The following is an 18,989-nucleotide window of genomic DNA, read 5'->3' as shown; positions in this document are numbered from 1 at the left end:
TCCAAATGGTGAGGGGATTAGCAGCTATTACAATACATGGACATGGTTGAAATAACACTCCATGATGTGGGTTTTAGCGGTTAGGAGTTTAGTTGATATGATTATTGGTATATTAATATGTGCCATCGGTTTACTGCCGTTGTTTTTAGCATGGAGCATAGGCAAAGTTTACAATGAAACAAAGTTATCGGTGGGGATGATCATATCTATGATCTTAATCACGATCTGGCAGTTAGATATAGGAGTTCTTTATTTTAAGGATGTGCTGTCAGAGGATATTGCACTATTCCTGTTCAAGCTGTTTCGTGCAGGGCCGATTTTCACCCTTCCCATGGTATTGTACATAGCTTATTGGATGATCAACAATCAACCATCCGTCACGAAAAAAACGAATAGGCTTACGAAAATGTCCTATGCTTTTTTTACAAAAAAAGCACTAATTGGCTTCACTATATGGAGTCTGGTTGTTTACTTCATAAGTTGGACGAACTTGGGAGTAACTGGGTTGGTCATTGCTAATGAAGAATTCACTGGTACTCACTATTTTCCTGAGTATGGACCGCTTTTATGGGTCTATTACCTGCACATGGCTGGTATTATATTTTTCTTGTTAGTGGTATGTGTATTATCATTAAGAATTCGAAACTCATACTTTAAGAACCTCCTTATGGGTTTTTCATTCAACGCATTGCTGCTAATTGTATCAGGCTGTCTAAACAACATTCTTATAACTCGCCTTCTAGCAAGCAGTATTGGTGTCATTATATTTTCATTGGGAAGCCTGTATGTCTTCGTTAAGTTCAATGTAGACTTGAAAAGCCACTCATACAAATTAATGGTAAAACAGAAAAAACTAGACTATACAGGTCAGCTGACTGGCAGCTTGATTCATGAAGTGAAAAACACAAACTCCATTATTAAAAGTTTTACGAGTATGCTGGAAAAAAGTGATGATCTAAATGAGAGGGATAAGCGGACATTGGAGATGATAGGTAAATCATCCGAACATCTAGATCAACTGACAGATAATTATAGTGCATATATGAAGGACTCTGCATTAGCCTTTAAAACAGAGGATCTAGCGGAGATTATCCAAGAGTCTATTGATTTTTCAGCAGGGATGCTTCAAGAAAATAAGGTCGAGCTGGAATTCATCAATAACTATTCGCCACTGAATGTTTATCTGAATAAGACAAACTTAAAACAAGTGTTTATCAATCTCATAAAGAATAGCGTAGAGGCAATGTCGGAAGGCAGGACGGAAAAGAAGATATCTATTAGAACAGACATTAATGATAAAAATATCATCATACACTTTATCGACACTGGTAAGGGCATGCCCCAAGAGAACTGGGTTAGTGTATTTGATCCGTTTATCTCCTTGGGAAATAAAAAGCGAGGAATGGGATTGGGTCTTCCCTTTGTGAAGAAAATGATGATTGAACACTTAGGAGATATAACGATAGTCGAAAGTTCGCCATGTGGCACGCATTTCAAGCTTGAAATACCGCAAGAAGGAATGCTGAATGGTTGTAACTATCCATCTTTAAAAGACATTAGGACACCGAATTTGACTTTGCGAAGTCCTGAAAAACCAACCTCTTCAAATTGATAATTTATCACCTTTAACCAATTGGGTGATCTTGTGCCTGGCTTATATAGAGAATCAGCCTTCTTCAAGACGATTCCTTCAAGCGCTTGAGTTTTTATTAACAACTCAGCGTCTTGACCTTCAAAACTCTGTACATATATAAACCTTTCATCTGCCGGCAGCACTTCCTGCAGCAACAGTTTCCGTTCGATCAAAGGTTTTATCATTGCATTGGTTCCTTTATAGTAAAGGATATCAAATACACAATACTACACATGATGATCTGTCTTACGTGAAGAAATAGCACAAAAAAACCAGAAGAATTTAGAGAGACTCCAGGATATTTATAATATGACTAAACAAGGCAATATAATATTCGGACGAATCGAAAGAATAAAATCTAAGCAGGGGTTATAATATGGCCACATATGACCGCAAAAAGCGCCTAAAGCAAATTCATGAAAGTCTAACACAAAACAGAAGTCTTACCCTTATTTTGTAGAGATTCCTGAAAGATGCCAGCACCAGGTTCGTTATAGCATCTTCTCTATTAAGGCGTGGTACTATTATTCTTTATCAAACATCAAGGTGGGAAACCAATGAACAAAACAGACCGTTTGTTAGCCATCGTGCTGGAGTTACAACGTAAAGAAGTTGTACGTGCCGAAGATTTGGCAACTAGATTTGAAACGAGTGTTCGGACCATCTACCGTGACATTCAGGCGCTAAGTGAAGCAAGCGTTCCGATCATAGGTGCTCCTGGGACAGGGTATTCTCTGATGGAAGGCTATTTCCTGCCGCCGATCAGTTTCACGGTACAAGAAGCCGTAAGCTTGTTGATGGGAACGGAGTTTATTGAACAACGATTTGATAATGATTATCGTGTCAGAGCACAAGCTGCCCGCGGCAAAATCGAGGTCATTCTACCGGAGAGCGTCCGCAATGAAACATCACGTGTACGCAAGGCTATACGTTTGCTCATTTCCGATAAACAGGTCACGCCATCAAAAGAAAAAGAATATTTAGAAAAAATTCGTCGGGCGATATTAGACGAGCGAATGATCAGCTTCCATTATGTAAAAAAACTTGCAGATTTCGATGGGAATCGTCATAGTGTTCGTACCGTTTCCCCCTATGGATTAGTTCTCGTTCAAGGATCATGGATGCTCGTGGCCCGTTGTGAACTGCGCCAAGACATTCGCCATTTTCGATTGTCTCGAATGACGGAATTTATTGCTCTGGAAGAACGATTTGAACGACCAGTGCATTTTAACTTAATGGAGTATACCCCTCCGGACGATCGGCATTTGCGAGTTCGCCTCCGATTTAACAAAGACATCGCAGATAAGGTGAAGGAATCAAACAATCATTACATAGAGAATATGGAAGAGCATCAAGATGGATTGCATGTGGTCTTACGCGTTCGTCAACTGGACGAATTGCTGCGATGGGTACTTGGCTGGGGAGCCGATGTGATTGTATTAGAGCCTGAATCACTTCGAAATCGGATTCTTGAGGAAGCCCGAAAAATGTTAAAACGCTACTGACATAATGTTGTCAGTAGCGTTTTTTTATAATCGGAGTCAGTAAAATAATTCAGTTTTTGAATGGATTTGGTTTTTACTGAAGTTTATAACAAAATAAAGTGTATATGGTATTGTTGTATACATTTATTATCGGAAGGATGGTATCTTGTGAATTTTGCTTCTGTACGCATCATTACAGACGACGTGGATCGTCTAGTCAAGTTCTATGAGAAAGTCATGGGCTTATCAGCGGAGCGTCCCGCGCCCGTCTTTGCCGAACTCATTGCGCCATTGTGCACCCTGGCGATCGGCCACTCCCAGACTGTGCCACTGTTCGGTGAAGGTTCAGCAGTGGCGACCGACAATCACTCTGTCATCATAGAGTTCCTTGTCCACGATGTCGATGCAGAATACGAACGATTAAAGCCGTTTATCGAGGATTGGGTAAAGGAACCGACCACGATGCCGTGGGGGAACCGTGCTATACTGTTCCGTGACCCAGACGGCAACCTCGTTAACCTCTTCTCGCCGGTGACCGAGGAAGCGATCAAACGATTCACTGGCAGGGCTTGATGGACAGTTGAAGTGAGTGAGGTCCCAATTTGGAGAGTTGATAACGATTCGTAAAACAGGCCCAGCTGGTTTAAAATGGCCAAAAAAACAGGAATCGTTGTCGTACTCTAAATATATTAGAATTATATTCAAATCAAGTCTTCAGTCAACGGGTACTAAAATTAAATAAAAGAAGAGCACATATTATACATGACTAATATGTGCTCTTCTTTTATTTTTAAGGATTTTTATAATTTAGGTCTTGATAAACGGTTACCGTCTAGAATATTTATATCTAAAAACTCTCGGAATACATCTGATATAATGTACAAGCATAAGTTATAAAGGGATATATGAGAATAGGCAGCTAAAATTATGGTTTTATAGCTACTAATTCGCGTAATGGAATCCACATTACTTTGTACAAAAGAACATAGTCAAATCCATGATGTGGATTTCAGCAGTTAGGGGTTAGCAGGTATGATTATTGGTATATTAATATGTGCCATTGGTTTACTGCCATTGTTTTTAGCGTTGAGCATAGGCAAAGTTTACAATGAAACAAAGCTGTCGACGGGAATGATCATATATATGATCCTGATAACCATTTGGCAGCTGGATATCGGAGTTCTTTATTTTAAGGATGTTCTGTCAGAAGATATGATTCTATTTCTATTCAAGCTGTTTCGTGCGGGGCCGACATTCGGGCTCCCTATTGTATTATATATAGCTTACCGGATTATCAAAGACCAGCCATCAATGGTGAAAAAGAGGAATTGGCTGACGAATGTTTCGTATGCTTTTTTCACCAAAAAAGCACTGATTGGCTTCACTATATGGAGTGCTATCGTGTATGTGATAAATTGGACGGACTTAGGAATAAAAGGATTGACTGTTACCCAAGAGAGGTATACTGGTGTTTACTATTTTCCTGATTATGGGTCGCTATTTTGGGTGTACTTCATACACATGGCTATCATTGTAATTTTCTTAATAGTTATGCCTGTATTGTCAAAGAGAATTCGGAATTCACACTTCAAGAACTTCCTTATGGGTTTTTCATTCAATGCATTGCTGCTGGTCATACCAGGAATTCTGAACTTTTTTCCTTTAACCGGCGTTCTTACTAGCAGCATTGGTGTAATACTATTTTCGGTTGCAAGCATGCACATTTTTGTAAAGCTGAATGTAGATTTGAAGGCTCATTCTCATGAATTATTGGAAAAACAGAAAAAACTAGACTACACGGGTCATTTGACTGGCAGTTTGATTCATGAAGTGAGGAACACAAACTCTATTATTAAAGGCTTCTCAAGCATAATGGACAAAAATGGTTCCCTAGATGAAAGTGATAAACGTAAACTGAAAATGATAGGTAATGCATCTGACCATTTAGAGCAGCTTACAGATAATTATAGTGCGTACATGAAGTCGTCAGCATTGATCTATAAAACAGATGATCTTGCGAAAATAATCCAAGAATCTATTGAATTTACAGACGGAATGCTGCAAGAAAACAAAGTTGAGTTGGAGTTCATAAATATATATTCACCACTGAATGTTTATCTGAATAGAGCAAACTTAAAACAAGTATTTATAAATTTGATCAAAAATAGCGTGGAAGCAATACCAGAAAACAGGACAGAAAAGAAGATAACAATCTGCACAGAGATTGATGATAGGAATATCATCATACACTTTATCGACACTGGGGTGGGTATACATCCTGAGAACTGGTTGAGTGTATTTGATCCCTTTATTTCGCTGGGAGATAAAGAGCAAGGAATGGGATTAGGTCTAGCGTTTGTGAAGAAGATGATGACTGAACACTTAGGGGATATAAGTATAGTCGACAGTTCATCGAATGGCACGCATTTCAAGCTTGAAATACCACAAGAAGGCATGCTGAATGGTGGTAAATAAAATCCTTGGATTCATGAAGCATTTGATAATATGAAAAAGGAAGCTCAACATTTAGCGTTGAGCTTCTTTTTGTTTCAACTACATCTGAATATGCGAAACCCCAACTTATCTTTATTTCGCTGCATGATTTCCTTGTGTTTTTCCAATATCTCTAACAATGCATCATCGATAGATTCTGATAGGGAGAAATCAGCAGCGTTCTGTTCATCAACTTGATCCAATGTTGGTTGGTATTTCGTTATATCAACTTGCTGAAATCCAGCTTTTTTAAAGGCTGTCAGCCATTCATCCTCCGTTAATAATTGTGGGAAGCGATAAAAATCCACAATAGAAGACCGTTCTTCTTCTGGGATTGTTTGCTCCAATACAGTTTCGATTGCGAGTAATCTTCCGTTCGATTTCAGCACTCTCTTGAGCTCACGAATAGCGGAGGTAACATTGGTAAAGGAAAGGACGGATTCTGAGAGGGCAATATCAAAATGCTTATCCGGGTAGGGGAGATTTTCAGTGTCTCCGTGTTTGGCAACAATCGGTATATTCAAACCTGAGAACCTTTCCAGGGCTTTCTCCACCATGATGCTGTTGTTGTCTAAGGCACTAACACTGGAGCCGAATTGCTGAGCTAGGTAAGCAGCAGTTTGCCCCGTGCCGCATCCTACGTCCAGAAGTATTGTATCGCTACTGATTTTCTCCTCAGCCAAGATTTTCTTTGTTAACTGCAATCCGCCGGGATGGGCGCCGCCCACTCCAAATAATGCGAGACAATCAAGATATGTGTAATTCAAACGTAACCCCTGCCTTTATATGACATCATTGCAATATGCTATGAATAGAGAAAAGTTTTGTGCCAATAGTCTTCATACTGAATAAATTGGTGATGTTAGGAGGATAGAAAATGAGCGTAATCAGAACGGATGAATGGCTGATTGATGATTATGAAGATCCACTCGCACTTTGCGAGAAGCTAACTGAACTTTTTGCTGACGCTTCTGCAGCTGAAATATATGATTACTTCATACGGCATGGCATGTACCGTCCGATAAAGAAAAAGCGTAAACAGCTGGATCAAGAGGTGTGGGAGGTTGTGCAGCAGGACGAGGCATTTCTGCAAAAGGAGTGGGAAGGTCCGGATATACCTATCTATATCTTCCCTTCAGATGAGCGTAATAAATGGCTGCAAAAGCAATTGGGCGGTAAATCCGGTTTAGCATTCAAGGATAAGCTCTTTTTATTTTTATCACCAGAAAATACAGAAGAGGAGATAAAAGCAATATTCACGCATGAGTATAACCATGTTTGCCGGCTGAATCGCTTTGATAAGAGCGAAGAGATGTACACTTTGCTGGATACGATTGTATTAGAGGGGATAGCAGAAAATGCTGTTACGGAAAGATTGGGAGAGGAACTGACTGCCAGGTGGGCATCGTTTTATCCTGATAAGAAAATCGAGAAAATGTGGTCTGATTATATTGTTCCGAAGCAGGAGCTTTTGCCGCAGGATCATGAATATCAAGCTATTTTATTTGGTCATCGTAGGTATCCAAAGATGCTAGGGTATTGTGTTGGTTATCATGTAGTCAAAAATTATATGAAAAGATACAGCTTAGCCAGTGAAGACTTGCTGGCTGTCGAAGCTAGTATTATTGCCGGAGTTATGTAGGGGTTTATGGAGCTTATGCTTACATAACCTGTGAGAACTCCGGAGACATGGACATGAATAAAGCCCGGCTGCACCAATTCCAGGCTTTTTCATGCTGTCGTACGGTAATCAAATTTATATGGAATACTGCTATATAGTCAGATCCAGAATAGAGAAAGCAAGGCTATCCCTGCGATGGCTCCGAAAGCTACTCCAAAACCAAAGCCAAATCCGCGCCCAAAACCACCGCCATAACCATAGCCATAGCCGCCATAACCGAAGCCGCCTAAATTTCTGGAGCGACCCATTGGCTGTAAATAAACACGATCTCGGTCAACCCGCTGGATGATTCCTCTATGGACTTTTCCGTCATGGCAACGGATTTCAACTGCTTTACCGGTATATTTTTGGCATAATGAACGATATTGTCCAACTGACATATCTTCACCTCCATTATTTTAGGATACAGGGTATTATATGTCCTTGATAAAATATGGAAGGGTACAAGTATCTTAGGGGTTTAGCGGAATCTTGGTGAACAGCACACAAATTATTGAGATGCAGCTGTCAGCGGAAATGACAAATCGAGATACAAAATAGGATTTGACAAAAAATCTAACAAGGAATAGAATAATGACTATTCAACAGAATCTAAATAACTTAATAATAGAGCTATGAATGCTATGGATCACACTATAGCAGGAGCAGCTTCTGGAGAGACCGCTATTTACGCGGCGCCGAAGGGTTCACAATCTCAGGCAAAAGGACAGAAGAGTATCGGATATGTATTTGTGTTGTGCTGCGCGCGTATGACCAATAGTATTTGTTATTCTTGTGATCAAGAGATTGGAGAGCCTCCAATCTCTTTTTTTATTGGGTTGAAATGAAGGAGGAGCTAGAGTTGGCACAACAAGAGTTAAAGAGGGACTTATCCAATAGACATGTACAGCTTATCGCTATTGGCGGTACGATTGGTACCGGATTATTTTTAGGATCCGGGAAAGCGATTCAGCTGGCAGGACCTTCTATAATCTTCGCTTATTTGATCGTAGGTATAGCGCTGTTTTTCGTGATGCGAGCGCTAGGGGAACTGCTGTTATCGAAAGCAGGCTATCAGTCTATTACAGACATTGCCGAAGACTACCTCGGACCTTGGGCATCGTTTGTGACAGGGTGGACGTATTGGTTTTGCTGGATCATGACAGCGATGGCGGATGTGATTGCTGTCGGAGTGTACGTGAACTATTGGTTCGATATCCCGCAATGGATACCTGCACTTATCTGTGTAGTCGTTTTATTAGGGCTTAATCTATTAACGGTAAAGCTATTCGGGGAATTGGAGTTTTGGTTTGCCTTGATCAAAGTGGTTACGATCCTTGCATTGATTGGTATCGGTATTGTACTGTTGGTGATCGGATACCAGACTGATGCAGGAACCGTTTCAGTTACAAATCTGTGGGAGCATGGCGGACTATTTCCGAATGGAATTTCTGGCTTCTTACTAGCCTTCCAGATGGTAGTCTTTGCATATGTCGGAGTGGAACTAATCGGGGTATCGGCAGCCGAAACAGCCAACCCTGCTAAGAACATCCCATCAGCGATTAACAAGATACCTTTACGAATTCTATTTTTCTACGTTGGCGCACTGCTCGTTCTGTTAATGATTAACCCATGGACAGAACTGAATGCAGCCGAAAGTCCATTCGTGAAGACATTTAGTTTAGTTGGTATCCCGATCGCTGCAGGCATCATCAATTTCGTCGTCTTAACATCCGCAGCATCAGCCGGTAATAGCGGTATGTTCTCAACAAGTAGAACTTTATATAATCTAAGCAAGCAAGATCAGGGGCCATCCCAGCTTGCTAAACTGAATAAAAAGCACGTCCCAGCGAATGCCTTATGGCTATCAGCCATTGTCGTATCTGTAGGAGCGCTCTTAAGCAAACTTATCCCAGAACAAGCCTTTGGAATTGTCACAAGCATTAGTGCTATCTGTTTTATATGGGTATGGAGCATCATCCTTATCTGTCATATTAAATATAAGAAAACACGTCCGGAATTGCAGAAGAAATCAACATTTAAGGCACCATTTACGCCGTTTGTGAACTATGCGGTGCTAGCTTTGTTTGCGGGAGTTCTGGTTATTATGCTGGTTGCTGATGAGACACGGCCGGCGTTGTTGTTGACTCCTTTGTGGTTTGTTTTGTTGTTTGGGTTGTATTGGGTGAGAGTAAATAAAGAATAAAAAAATTATATAGTAAGTAAAGTGAGAAATGATATCTAGCTGAATTAGTTTGATATCTAACAAACATAGATAGAATTACCAACCCAAGGATCGGTAATTCTATCTAACTATAAGTTAAGTTTATTTAACGAATGACCATTACAGCATAACGCAAGAGTAGTATCTCAGAGTACCAGTTCTAAGGCATCATCTAACATCGCATCGAAGGATTCGAATGATTGAATGTGCGTGCCGGAGGGCTTATCAAGTTCTACATATCTGGTTTCTTTTGTGTCATAAGCGTACCACGCGGTATCAGAGTCACCAAAAAATATATACTGCTTTTGCCAGTCATTTTCATACCACAATTCGTTTGTTTCTATAAAGCCATGAACATCTTCAGTTACTGGATTATCCAGAAAAGATTCATCTACCCCATAAATTACAAGACCATTAAAGTCTAAGCCATTTACATTTTGTAAAAAATCTAGATAACTGTCAGGTATAAACACTTGATCAAATTTCTCTTTTAGACTATTGATCATTTTCGTGATTTCACCCTTTGTTGCAGGTTTACTGAGTGTACTGTCATATTCTTTTTCTATACTTGCTATTTTATTCAGTAATTCTTTCCATCTAGTCATAAAATCTTCCTTTCTGTTATTTAGATTGTTCAGGTGGATAAATTTCATTTTTAAACATAGGCCAGTTTATTTTCTTGCTTTGTGACGGTAGTAAGTCTCTTGTCAAAGAGTTTTGCTCATTGGTTACTACTTTGTGATATGGATCATTTTTTATTAATACAAGGTTTGAAAAATCATTAGTACCTCCATCATCTAATGGAAGGTTATGATGTACTTGCCACCCTTTGGGGTTAAGCCCGTTCTTCATTCTAGCTATATCATTCTCATTTAGACCTGCTTTTTTAAGGTATTCTACTCTTACTGGATCTGTTGAAAATTCTTTTAGGTAGTTCTTTCTTATTGAGCTATTAAATTTCCTTCTCAGCATAGCTGTCTCTTCGGGCAGTCTCTTGGTATAAGTAATCTCTTCTACTTTTACATCTTTTAGATGTATTTTTTCTCCTTTTAATGTACCAATAAACGAGTCATCTTGTTTAGCTCCACTAGCACTTTTTATTTTATTATCCGTACCTTCTTTTACTTCTTTGGATCCTTTTTTAACAGCAGACTTACTCTCCCCAAGGTCATCAATGTACTTTGCAAAGTCGGAAATACCTTCGCCGCCCTTTTTGAGAACCTTAAAACCTTTACCCCAAGGTGTAAGCATCCCTAGTGCAAGCAATCGTTCCCCTTTAGTTGCATTTGAATCAAAGACTGTGAAAAAATCTTCGGTGAAGAAATCCCATGTACCCTTTGCAAATTTATCAAACCCGGATGGAGGTGCAGAACGCGGGTCGGGAATCTTATCAACAAATTTTACGTGGAGCCCTATACGACAACAATCCGAAAGAAAGTAGAAAGAGCAAGAGATGAATATAAGAAATTTTTATTGAGTACTAAAATTTGAGTTATAACTTAAGCTTCTAAACTTTTCATGGAGTAACAGAGGATAAAGTGTAGAGTTGCGTATCTTGCTCTTGTGACAGAATGTATATACAGAGATGACCTGCTATTAAGCAAAAAATCTCTGATATATATACTACAAGGAGCGATATAAATGGCAGATGAAATGTTAAGAGAAACCCAGATATGGTTAAACAAGACGTACTCCGGAGTAACAGGATTCAACAAAGTACCTGAGGATGGTCAAACTAGAAATAAAACATACTACGGATTAATTCGTGCTCTACAAATTGAGTTAGGTATCACAAACTTGGCTGATAGTTTTGGAAATCAAACAATGGCTGCTTTCTCGGATATATCAAGACATCCAGTTGGATCTGTCCCAAGCAATATGGTTTATATTCTGCAAGGTGGTTTTTGGACGAAAGGCTATAATCCAGGAGGCTTCTCCGGTTTATTCTATGAAGATACTGAGAATGCTGTAAAACGTTTTCAAAGGGATATTGGAATAGAGCAAACAGGTATAGTAACTGGACAAGTCATGAAAGCATTGTTAAATACAGATGGTTATGAATTGTCTTCCCTAGGAACAGCAGATATGCGTTCTGTACAACAATTTTTAAACGCTAATTATGGGGGAATGTATTTCACTTATGTTCCAACAAACGGTGTATATGAGCGTAACACAAACAAAGCTTTGATTTATGGTTTGCAAGCAGAAATGGGAATGAGTCCTAATGTAGCTAACGGGAACTTTGGTCCAGGAACAACGAATGGGTGCCCTGTTTTATCTGTAGGAAATACAGGAAATAACGTAAAAATATTGCAAGGAGCACTTCTTGGAAACGGCTATGATACGATCGGGTTTAACGGCGTAGATGGTAATTTCGATAATGATGTTCGCAGTAAAGTTATTGAATTTCAAAAGGATCTTGCACTTCCGCAAACTGGGATTGCAGACATGCCAACAATTAAGCAATTGTTAAGTAGTGCAGGACACACTGGTAGAAAAGCAACCGTTTGCGATACTGCAACTATTCTTAACTCATCTAACATCCAAACTATCATTAATAATGGATATAAGATGGTGGGGCGTTATCTAACCGGTACAGTAGGTGGAACTAGATCTAAGGCCTTGACTCGAGCTGAATTGAATTTAATGTTTAGTAAAGGTTTAAAAGTCTTCCCTATTTATCAAGATGGTGGTTATTACTCTGATTATTTTGTAGCTGGTCAAGGTATAGTAGACGCAAATAACGCTATTTCTGCTGCACGTGCATTAGGATTTAAGTCGGGAACCACAATTTACTTTGCTGTAGATTTTGATGCCTATGATTTCGAAGTTAAGCAGAAAATCGTTCCTTATTTCCAAGAAATATCTTCAACATTTAATAGGATGCTACAATATAGCGACGTCCCAGCATATAAGATAGGTATTTACGGGCCACGAAATTCCTGCATTCAAGTATCAGAACAAGGATATGCAGAGCACAGCTTTGTATCAAATATGTCTACTGGTTTTAGTGGGAATCTAGGATATCCTATGCCATCCAATTGGTCATTCAGCCAGTTTTATGAATATACCATCTATTCAGGACAAAATGAAAGCCTCCCTATTGATAAAGTAGATACATCAGGCAGAGATGCAGGGGTTTCTTCTATTACTACTCCACACAACTCAGAGGAAAGTGCGTTTAGACAAGCTTGGGCTGTAGTAGGTAGCAGACTACCTTATGTAACATCTGATCCATCATTGTTTTCTACAGAGTTTGTTTTTGATAGAAACTATAGAGTACTTGATTCGCCCGCCTTTACTGTTGACGTAATTGCCTCCCGTATTGTAAAAATTGGTGAGAGTGAAAATGCCGTCACTGTAACAAATGGACAAATTGGACTTTCAATAGCACAGGCTGCGGAAGAGTTACAAGGAAAAATAAGTACTACTCGTCTAGACACAGCAGAAGGGTTTATGCGTAACTTAGCACTAGGAATCGGCAACGGTGAAATGGAAGTAGAGTTTAATGTAACTGCAGAGGGATTAGCAATGAAATTCATTGGAAGAAAGTTTGACCTACCTTCTTCCGCTGGTACGGATGCAGCTCTCCAAGTAGCAGTAACATTAACATTTAGAAACCTTGCTCCAGACATTGATTTGACACTTCTACGTGAAAATCTAGTAGCAGCAGGTAAAGTAGCAACTGTGTCTGTAGCTGCTGGTGTGTTATTGTATGCTACAGTACAATCAGGTGGGTCAGCTGCTCCATTAACTGCAGCAGCCATGTCCAGTCTGTTAGTATTCTTAGGAATGAAAGACGAAGATGATGAGGACAACACTTAAAGAATATAAATTATTATGAAGTGGGCCAGTTATCGTTTATAGATAACTGGCTCTCTTCTTATATTGAAAACATATAGATCTAATTTCTTAGGTTATAGCTACACATCCTGACGAGATTAGATGTAAGGAAATTAATTTCCTATTTTATGCTGGAAACCATATCACACCTATTTTATTAGATAAAGGACCTATTTCTAAATTTTATATACTGTGGTACCATACCATAACATTGATATTTGAAAGGAGTAAGATATGATAGCTGAATTTAAGTTAGATGATAGCTCTTTCGTCCACTTACAAAAAAACTTCGTGAAAAACTCGAGTCAATACAAAAAAAAGAGAATCTTACCTTTAATAATCTCAAGTTTAATATTTATTTGCTATGCTATTTATCAGATGTTCACAGGTGAAGTAAGCCTTATGTTTGCTCTAATTACTTATCCAATCCTTTTAGTGATCTGGATTCTAGCAGGTAACTACATGTTCCATAAATTGAATGAAAAAAATGCTTTAAATGAAGGCTATAAGAAGGGATTCAATGAATTCTTAAAAGGTACATATAAGATTGAATTTAACCCGCAAGTTTTAGAGGTCACTAAAGATGGCAATAAGAACCGTTTGGAATGGAAGGAATTTAAGAAAGTTGACGAGGACGAATTATACATTTTTCTCTACTTTCCTAAAGATATTACGCTAGTGGTTCCTAAATTCCGAAATAATTTATCAGAAGAAGAAAATGCAGAACTAATAAAGAGAATAAAAAGTAAAGTTAACTAACATATAATATCAAACCTGGTTTCCGTTTGAAGTACAAAAAGCTACTCATAACGAGTAGCTTTTATAATAGTGAATCCTTAACATAATAGATATTCAATATCGTGAGAATCATTAGAGGCTACGCTAAAGAATAAAGATATACGTAAACATAAACGTTTACGTATATCTTTATTTTTATAAGCATTTACTTTTAAGTACATCCTTCATTGGGTAGAAGCACCGCTTATCGATGAGAATTATTTAATACAAGAGTCAATAACCCAGCATATACAGCTGTTGCAATTACTGGTGCCGGTGTGGTTGCATTGTTACTTTTGCAATCAATTCCTACTACCGGAGGATCAACAGCTCCTGAAGCAGGCGCAGCCCTTTCAGCACTTGCTAGTTTCTTTGGTATAAACTTAGATGAAGATGAAACTGACGCATAATATAACTCCCCCCACTTTGCTTGAGTGGGGGGGATGTTATGTTTGCACTATACAACAAACAATTTGGAGGAGTTATTTTTGAAATTCGAATATGATTTGGATATGGGGGATTATAGAAACTATTTAGAGCACTATTACCAAAATTCCACCGATTTCAAAAAGACATATCGAACTAGAATGGGGCTAGGACTTGTTTTTTTATTAGTACTGTACTGGTTTCTCTTTCAAAGTGTTCCAGAAACAATTGTTATTATCATTGAATTAGTATTTTTATTAATTTACATCCTTAGTTTAAAGAAACTTTTTCTTTATTTTACTGTTGAAAAAGATTTGAAGAAAGTGTCGAGTCAGCAGTTTACAGGACATTATGTTGCAGAAATCTTTGAGGAAAAAATTAAGATCCAAAATTACGAATACATACATAACAAAGATGAAATTGAATGGGAAAAGATATCAAATATAGGAGAGAACGATTGGTATTATTTCCTCTATCATGATAAGAGAGTTTCAATATTACCAAAAACCCGTATGCCTGAAGATGCTCAACAATTCATAGAACTTCAGTTAAGAACTAAAAGTCAGAATTAATTTGCTTAGATACATATATATAAGGGGTCTTACTTAATAGTGTAGATAAGATACATTTGTATTATAAGAGGGAACATGCTTATGCAATTTAAAGTACGTTCCTAATAGAAAACATAATAAAGAGCACTTACTAAAATGTAAGTGCTCTTTATTATGTTTTTGTAAGGTTGACTTCTTGTAGGGCTTCTCTTTGTTGTTTACCTTTATTGGTGACGTAATTATTCTTATACCAAGCAATGAGTGATGCTACTAAAGTAAATACTGATGATAGTAGTTGTTCTAATTCTTCATTGCTGAATGGTAGAGGGGATTTGTTAAATATTACGAGGAATTGGTTCAGTAAAGCAATTACCAAAACAATAGTGCGTATTATGGTTCCCTTATCCACAAATTTCACCTCCTTACATCAAAGCCACACTGCCAAGGCTAAGTAGTAACTTATCCATAACTTGATTACGAATGACAAAAAGGGCTTTGTCGCTATATCCAATATGCATGGCACTTTTCTCAATAGACCATTTATTGAAATAGCGAGTCTGGATGAACTTCTGTTCGATATCTGTTAGTTCGGTTAGAGACCGATCAATCGTCTCAATGACAATCTGTAGTTGACAGAATTCTGACTGTAGTAGAGCTAATGATTCATTGTCGGGTATATGCAAGGTGACATGCCCAGCTGGAATTTGTTTTAACTGCTTATTATCAGATATAAATTCCAGTTGCTTATGAAGGTTAGCAGAGGCAATCTTATAGTTACTGTAGTTGCGAAGATGTTTTTCAATGTTCTTAATAAGTTTCTTTCGTTCTGATTTGGAGCTTTCTAGTATTGTTTGCATGATGTGTTCCCCTTTCAAAATCTATAGCGAACGTATGTTCTTATTATACCCTAAATTTAGGGACAATACTTACATTTTTACTGATTAATTGCCTTTTCTTTCTAATTTAATTTTAGTTCTTTTCTTATATAACTGAGTAACCCTTTCATGTTAAGAGAGTATTCCTTTAATCCATAATTTTGGGAATAGGTTGTGAAAAAAGAAAAAGCATTACTCTAATAAAGTAATGCTTCAAGGACTGTTAAAGTAAGAAATGGCTAGTAATCCTGAGACAAGATAAGGAATTAACGCTGCTATGATAGTTCGCTTAAACCATTTTTGCTGTTCTTCTTTATCGGTTCTCTCTTTTAAAAATAAAGCATGTGTTTCCTTTGCAAGCGTGTAAGCCTGTTGTGCTATTTGTAACGCTTCCTGGCTCTTCTCCTCGGATTTAAGAGCCAGCATTGACTTCTCCTCTAGTAGTGTAAATTTATTTTCCATTCTCTCTAATGTATCCCCAACTATTTGAACAGAATCATATATTTCCCTCAATGTTATAGTGATACCAGGTTCATCTTTCAAGATTTTATCCCTCTTTTCCAAGTTGTAGATTAATACTAAACCTATTTTTCTACTTTATAGTTACAGTTTAATCTAATTTAAATCGAGCTTTGACAATTAAAAACAATATAAGAAAGGTGAAATTTACAGTATTAAATGAAAATGCATTAAAGGGCCTTTAGCAAAACTAGAGAGTCCTTTCTTTGTATTTAATCTCGATGTCACCCACGCAAGGCTGGAATGATTAATTAGAACCGCCTAAACATGAACATTTCGTTTACTAATTTACTAATATAAGAAATGACTATAGCTTTTTTCCGAACCGAACAGACTATAAATGCGCTATAAGTAGGTACAAATAGTAAAGTATCTACCGAGTGTATGTCCCTCTTTTTATAGATTTTCCCCAGAGTTCTTAGCTCTAGTTTCAGTATAAAATTAAGCTGTAATAAATAATAAAGGAGAGATTCATATGGTAGCAGTATCTTTTGATGTACGACTTGGTAAACCTAATTTTTGGATATCTGGAGGAGTAGATGCATAGAAGTATTCAAGAACAGCAACATCAGTTGATTTATATATGAAGGGAAATAACTTTTATGAGCCAAGGACTCTTTACTATCAAGCAAGACTAGAAAAATATGAAGGTAGAAAATGGGTTTGGAAGCAAATTCAGAATGGGTACTTCAAAAACTCTATCACAAAAGTATTTCCACTGAAACAGATGACTGCCGGGAGTTATCGAGTCAGAGTTAATAGTCGTGAAAATAAGAGTAGTGGTGATTGGACTCATCAAAATATTACAGGATCATTCGTTGTAGAACGTTAATTCAAAGGAGTTAAAGCGAGTCTGAAACATATGTTCCCAGACTCGCTTTAACTATTGGTATAAATTGATCATTATTACAATTCATGGTATATTTTAACTGTACCAAATAAATGGAAGAGGGAGCAATTATATTGTCTAAAAAACTCGTAATTTTTATGATGCTAGCCATGTTAATAATAGGTGGAGGCGTACTAGTAAAACCAAATTCTGCATCAGCAGCCTCTACCACCACAGGATTCACTCAGTATCATGATGCGATAGGTACATATATACACCACACTCTTTTTACCTCTGATAGTGGATCAAATGTTAATATTTCTGTTGTTCAAGGAAATAGGGTAAGTCCTGGTTACGGCAAATGTAATGGTTGTAGAGTAAACATTAAAGTAGAACTCCAGAGAAGGGTCAGTGGTACATTTAAAACGATCGCAACATACCAGAGCACTGTTACTGCTACTAAACCACTACATCATACATTCACCAATGTTAAGCCTGGTACAATGCGTGCAAAAGTGACATCAAATGCAGATGGTTATACTAAAGTGGCTGTTAGTACTCATTGGACTAGGTGATTTAATTAGCTAATATAGAAATTGATATTAACTCTCTTAGAATTAAAATATTCTAAGAGAGTTTTTTTAATACAAGCTGGTATTAAAAAGAAATAATTGAATTAGTTTAAAACAAACAAGAGTTAAATAGATGGGGTTATCTATTCACTCAATGGTGATCTTGGGCATAATGAGTTTTTGGATGAATTCCTAAAGTTCATCAAAAGTAAGGGCTGGTAATATGGTGGAGGCAGCTTCCAAGTGTGCATTTCAGAAAGAATAGTTTAATCGCATTCACTACGTATTTTTTATTTCCTGTATAATTAATGAGAAATAAATACCATACAGAAGGATATGGATTTTAGAATGTCCGCATTAGGATTATAATTCCAAATCTTTTAGAATGTTTGATACGAAACTTACGGGAGAGTTCTGTAATTCTCTTTTTTGCATCGGTGATGGAATCAAGGAAAACATCATCTTTTACATGTGATACGGATGCTAGATCACTGACACTATTAAGCTGCTGATTGATTGCGTCAGTTTGTAGCTGATAGGCTGTCCTGTGCTTTCTGCATTTTACTGGTCAGTTCTCCTTCTAAAAACTCCTGGCGGATAAAGCCGCTTTCGTTCGGTTCGAAGGAGAGGACCTGATCACTGACGGTGCTTAGTGCTTCTTCATATTGTACCAAAAAGCTTTCCATGAATTCGAGGAAGGGCTTGTGTGCTTCTTCATAGAAAGAGCGGATGGAATCTGCGGTGTTTCCTGCGAATCCGTCATGAAGGGTTGTAATGCCGTTAAGAGCTTGCTTGACTTGTTCGACGCTTTCTTTTGTTTTGCTGATGAAATCCTTGGTACTGTCAACTTGCTGCTGAATGTCTCGAACATCTAGATTTTTAATGTTGTTCACCACCAGATTTTTCCGTTAGCTATTGTCCTAGTTTAATTATAATAAAGGAAAATTTTGGTGTGTGGGAAAATGAGAAAAACACATCGAATTTACTGGTAATAAACGGCTGCATATAAGAAAAACGAGGCGAAAGTCTTATTTAAATAGTGTGGATTAAAGAAAAGGGAAGGGCGGGTAATAGTTTTCAAAATTATGTTCATAGACATTTCT

Annotated in this window: 19 protein-coding genes, 1 pseudogene and 1 riboswitch; of the genes and pseudogenes, 10 read left to right on the top strand and 10 right to left on the bottom strand. The window is 37.8% G+C overall.

Going from position 1 to position 18,989, the window contains the following annotated elements:
- Positions 1 to 97 precede the first annotated feature (97 nt).
- Complete coding sequence (locus ABXS78_RS16480) at positions 98 to 1,612, top strand: HAMP domain-containing sensor histidine kinase (RefSeq protein WP_366248126.1); 1,515 nt, start codon at positions 98 to 100, stop codon at positions 1,610 to 1,612.
- On the opposite strand, the pseudogene ABXS78_RS16475 reads toward ABXS78_RS16480, so the two are convergent.
- A pseudogene (locus ABXS78_RS16475) lies at positions 1,537 to 1,848 on the bottom strand (hypothetical protein); the annotation flags it as partial. The gene ABXS78_RS16480 and the pseudogene ABXS78_RS16475 overlap by 76 nt on opposite strands.
- 342 nt (positions 1,849 to 2,190) lie before the next feature.
- On the opposite strand from ABXS78_RS16475, the gene ABXS78_RS16470 reads away from it, so the two are divergent.
- From ABXS78_RS16470 to ABXS78_RS16460, 3 genes are all read left to right on the top strand, one after another.
- Positions 2,191 to 3,138: a YafY family protein gene (locus ABXS78_RS16470; protein WP_366248125.1), complete on the top strand. Its 948-nt coding sequence runs from the start codon at positions 2,191 to 2,193 to the stop codon at positions 3,136 to 3,138.
- A 147-nt stretch (positions 3,139 to 3,285) separates the two neighbouring features.
- A complete protein-coding gene (locus ABXS78_RS16465; RefSeq protein ID WP_366248124.1) occupies positions 3,286 to 3,690 on the top strand; it encodes a VOC family protein in 405 nt (134 codons plus the stop codon).
- Positions 3,691 to 4,149: 459 nt separating this feature from the next.
- Positions 4,150 to 5,592 (top strand): HAMP domain-containing sensor histidine kinase, encoded by a 1,443-nt coding sequence (locus tag ABXS78_RS16460; protein WP_366248123.1) that lies wholly within the window; start codon positions 4,150 to 4,152, stop codon positions 5,590 to 5,592.
- A gap of 74 nt (positions 5,593 to 5,666) precedes the next feature.
- Here ABXS78_RS16460 and ABXS78_RS16455 read toward each other — a convergent pair whose 3' ends face one another.
- Positions 5,667 to 6,377: a methyltransferase domain-containing protein gene (locus tag ABXS78_RS16455; RefSeq protein ID WP_366248122.1), complete on the bottom strand. Its 711-nt coding sequence runs from the start codon at positions 6,375 to 6,377 to the stop codon at positions 5,667 to 5,669.
- Positions 6,378 to 6,487: 110 nt separating this feature from the next.
- On the opposite strand from ABXS78_RS16455, the gene ABXS78_RS16450 reads away from it, so the two are divergent.
- Positions 6,488 to 7,252 carry a DUF2268 domain-containing protein gene (locus ABXS78_RS16450; protein WP_366248121.1) on the top strand — a complete coding sequence of 255 codons (765 nt, stop codon included), beginning with the start codon at positions 6,488 to 6,490 and terminating at the stop codon, positions 7,250 to 7,252.
- A 137-nt stretch (positions 7,253 to 7,389) separates the two neighbouring features.
- On the opposite strand, the gene ABXS78_RS16445 is transcribed toward ABXS78_RS16450, so the two are convergent.
- Entirely contained in the window at positions 7,390 to 7,671 is a 282-nt protein-coding gene (locus ABXS78_RS16445) for a hypothetical protein (RefSeq protein ID WP_366248120.1), read from the bottom strand.
- 261 nt (positions 7,672 to 7,932) lie between these two features.
- Positions 7,933 to 8,011, top strand: a riboswitch (glycine riboswitch).
- 121 nt (positions 8,012 to 8,132) lie between these two features.
- Here ABXS78_RS16445 and ABXS78_RS16440 point away from each other — a divergent pair.
- Positions 8,133 to 9,476, top strand: a complete 1,344-nt coding sequence (locus ABXS78_RS16440; RefSeq protein WP_366248119.1) for an amino acid permease — start codon at positions 8,133 to 8,135, stop codon at positions 9,474 to 9,476.
- Between the two features lie 164 nt (positions 9,477 to 9,640).
- Here ABXS78_RS16440 and ABXS78_RS16435 read toward each other — a convergent pair whose 3' ends face one another.
- Together ABXS78_RS16435 and ABXS78_RS16430 are read right to left on the bottom strand one after the other, a co-directional pair.
- Positions 9,641 to 10,099 (bottom strand): YrhA family protein, encoded by a 459-nt coding sequence (locus ABXS78_RS16435; protein ID WP_366248118.1) that lies wholly within the window; start codon positions 10,097 to 10,099, stop codon positions 9,641 to 9,643.
- A gap of 16 nt (positions 10,100 to 10,115) precedes the next feature.
- The gene (locus ABXS78_RS16430; RefSeq protein ID WP_366248117.1) at positions 10,116 to 10,760 is read right to left on the bottom strand and encodes an HNH endonuclease signature motif containing protein; all 645 of its coding nucleotides are present in this window, start codon (positions 10,758 to 10,760) and stop codon (positions 10,116 to 10,118) included.
- A 375-nt stretch (positions 10,761 to 11,135) separates the two neighbouring features.
- On the opposite strand from ABXS78_RS16430, the gene ABXS78_RS16425 reads away from it, so the two are divergent.
- The 3 genes from ABXS78_RS16425 (at position 11,136) to ABXS78_RS16415 (ending at position 15,112) form a co-directional block, all read left to right on the top strand.
- Positions 11,136 to 13,319 carry a glycoside hydrolase domain-containing protein gene (locus ABXS78_RS16425; protein ID WP_366248116.1) on the top strand — a complete coding sequence of 728 codons (2,184 nt, stop codon included), beginning with the start codon at positions 11,136 to 11,138 and terminating at the stop codon, positions 13,317 to 13,319.
- Between the two features lie 252 nt (positions 13,320 to 13,571).
- The gene (locus tag ABXS78_RS16420; protein ID WP_366248115.1) at positions 13,572 to 14,096 is read left to right on the top strand and encodes a YcxB family protein; all 525 of its coding nucleotides are present in this window, start codon (positions 13,572 to 13,574) and stop codon (positions 14,094 to 14,096) included.
- Positions 14,097 to 14,602: 506 nt separating this feature from the next.
- Positions 14,603 to 15,112 (top strand): YcxB family protein, encoded by a 510-nt coding sequence (locus tag ABXS78_RS16415; protein ID WP_366248114.1) that lies wholly within the window; start codon positions 14,603 to 14,605, stop codon positions 15,110 to 15,112.
- Between the two features lie 151 nt (positions 15,113 to 15,263).
- Here the strand turns inward: ABXS78_RS16415 and ABXS78_RS16410 are convergent, their stop codons facing one another.
- The 3 genes from ABXS78_RS16410 to ABXS78_RS16400 form a co-directional block, all read right to left on the bottom strand.
- Entirely contained in the window at positions 15,264 to 15,509 is a 246-nt protein-coding gene (locus ABXS78_RS16410; RefSeq protein WP_366248113.1) for a phage holin, read from the bottom strand.
- Positions 15,510 to 15,513: 4 nt separating this feature from the next.
- On the bottom strand, positions 15,514 to 15,948 hold the full coding sequence (locus tag ABXS78_RS16405) for a transcriptional regulator (protein ID WP_366248112.1): 435 nt from the start codon (positions 15,946 to 15,948) through the stop codon (positions 15,514 to 15,516).
- Positions 15,949 to 16,179: 231 nt separating this feature from the next.
- Complete coding sequence (locus ABXS78_RS16400; RefSeq protein WP_366248111.1) at positions 16,180 to 16,509, bottom strand: hypothetical protein; 330 nt, start codon at positions 16,507 to 16,509, stop codon at positions 16,180 to 16,182.
- 939 nt (positions 16,510 to 17,448) lie between these two features.
- Here ABXS78_RS16400 and ABXS78_RS16395 point away from each other — a divergent pair.
- Complete coding sequence (locus ABXS78_RS16395) at positions 17,449 to 17,889, top strand: hypothetical protein (protein WP_366248110.1); 441 nt, start codon at positions 17,449 to 17,451, stop codon at positions 17,887 to 17,889.
- Between the two features lie 340 nt (positions 17,890 to 18,229).
- Here ABXS78_RS16395 and ABXS78_RS16390 read toward each other — a convergent pair whose 3' ends face one another.
- Complete coding sequence (locus tag ABXS78_RS16390) at positions 18,230 to 18,403, bottom strand: hypothetical protein (protein ID WP_366249964.1); 174 nt, start codon at positions 18,401 to 18,403, stop codon at positions 18,230 to 18,232.
- Positions 18,404 to 18,407: 4 nt separating this feature from the next.
- Positions 18,408 to 18,779: a T7SS effector LXG polymorphic toxin gene (locus ABXS78_RS16385; protein ID WP_366248109.1), complete on the bottom strand. Its 372-nt coding sequence runs from the start codon at positions 18,777 to 18,779 to the stop codon at positions 18,408 to 18,410.
- Positions 18,780 to 18,989 lie beyond the last annotated feature (210 nt).

The organism is Terribacillus aidingensis (assembly GCF_040703035.1).
Lineage (GTDB): Bacteria > Bacillota > Bacilli > Bacillales > Amphibacillaceae > Terribacillus.
The sequence above is the reverse complement of the archived record's forward strand: the minus strand, read 5'-3'. Positions and strand labels throughout refer to the sequence as shown.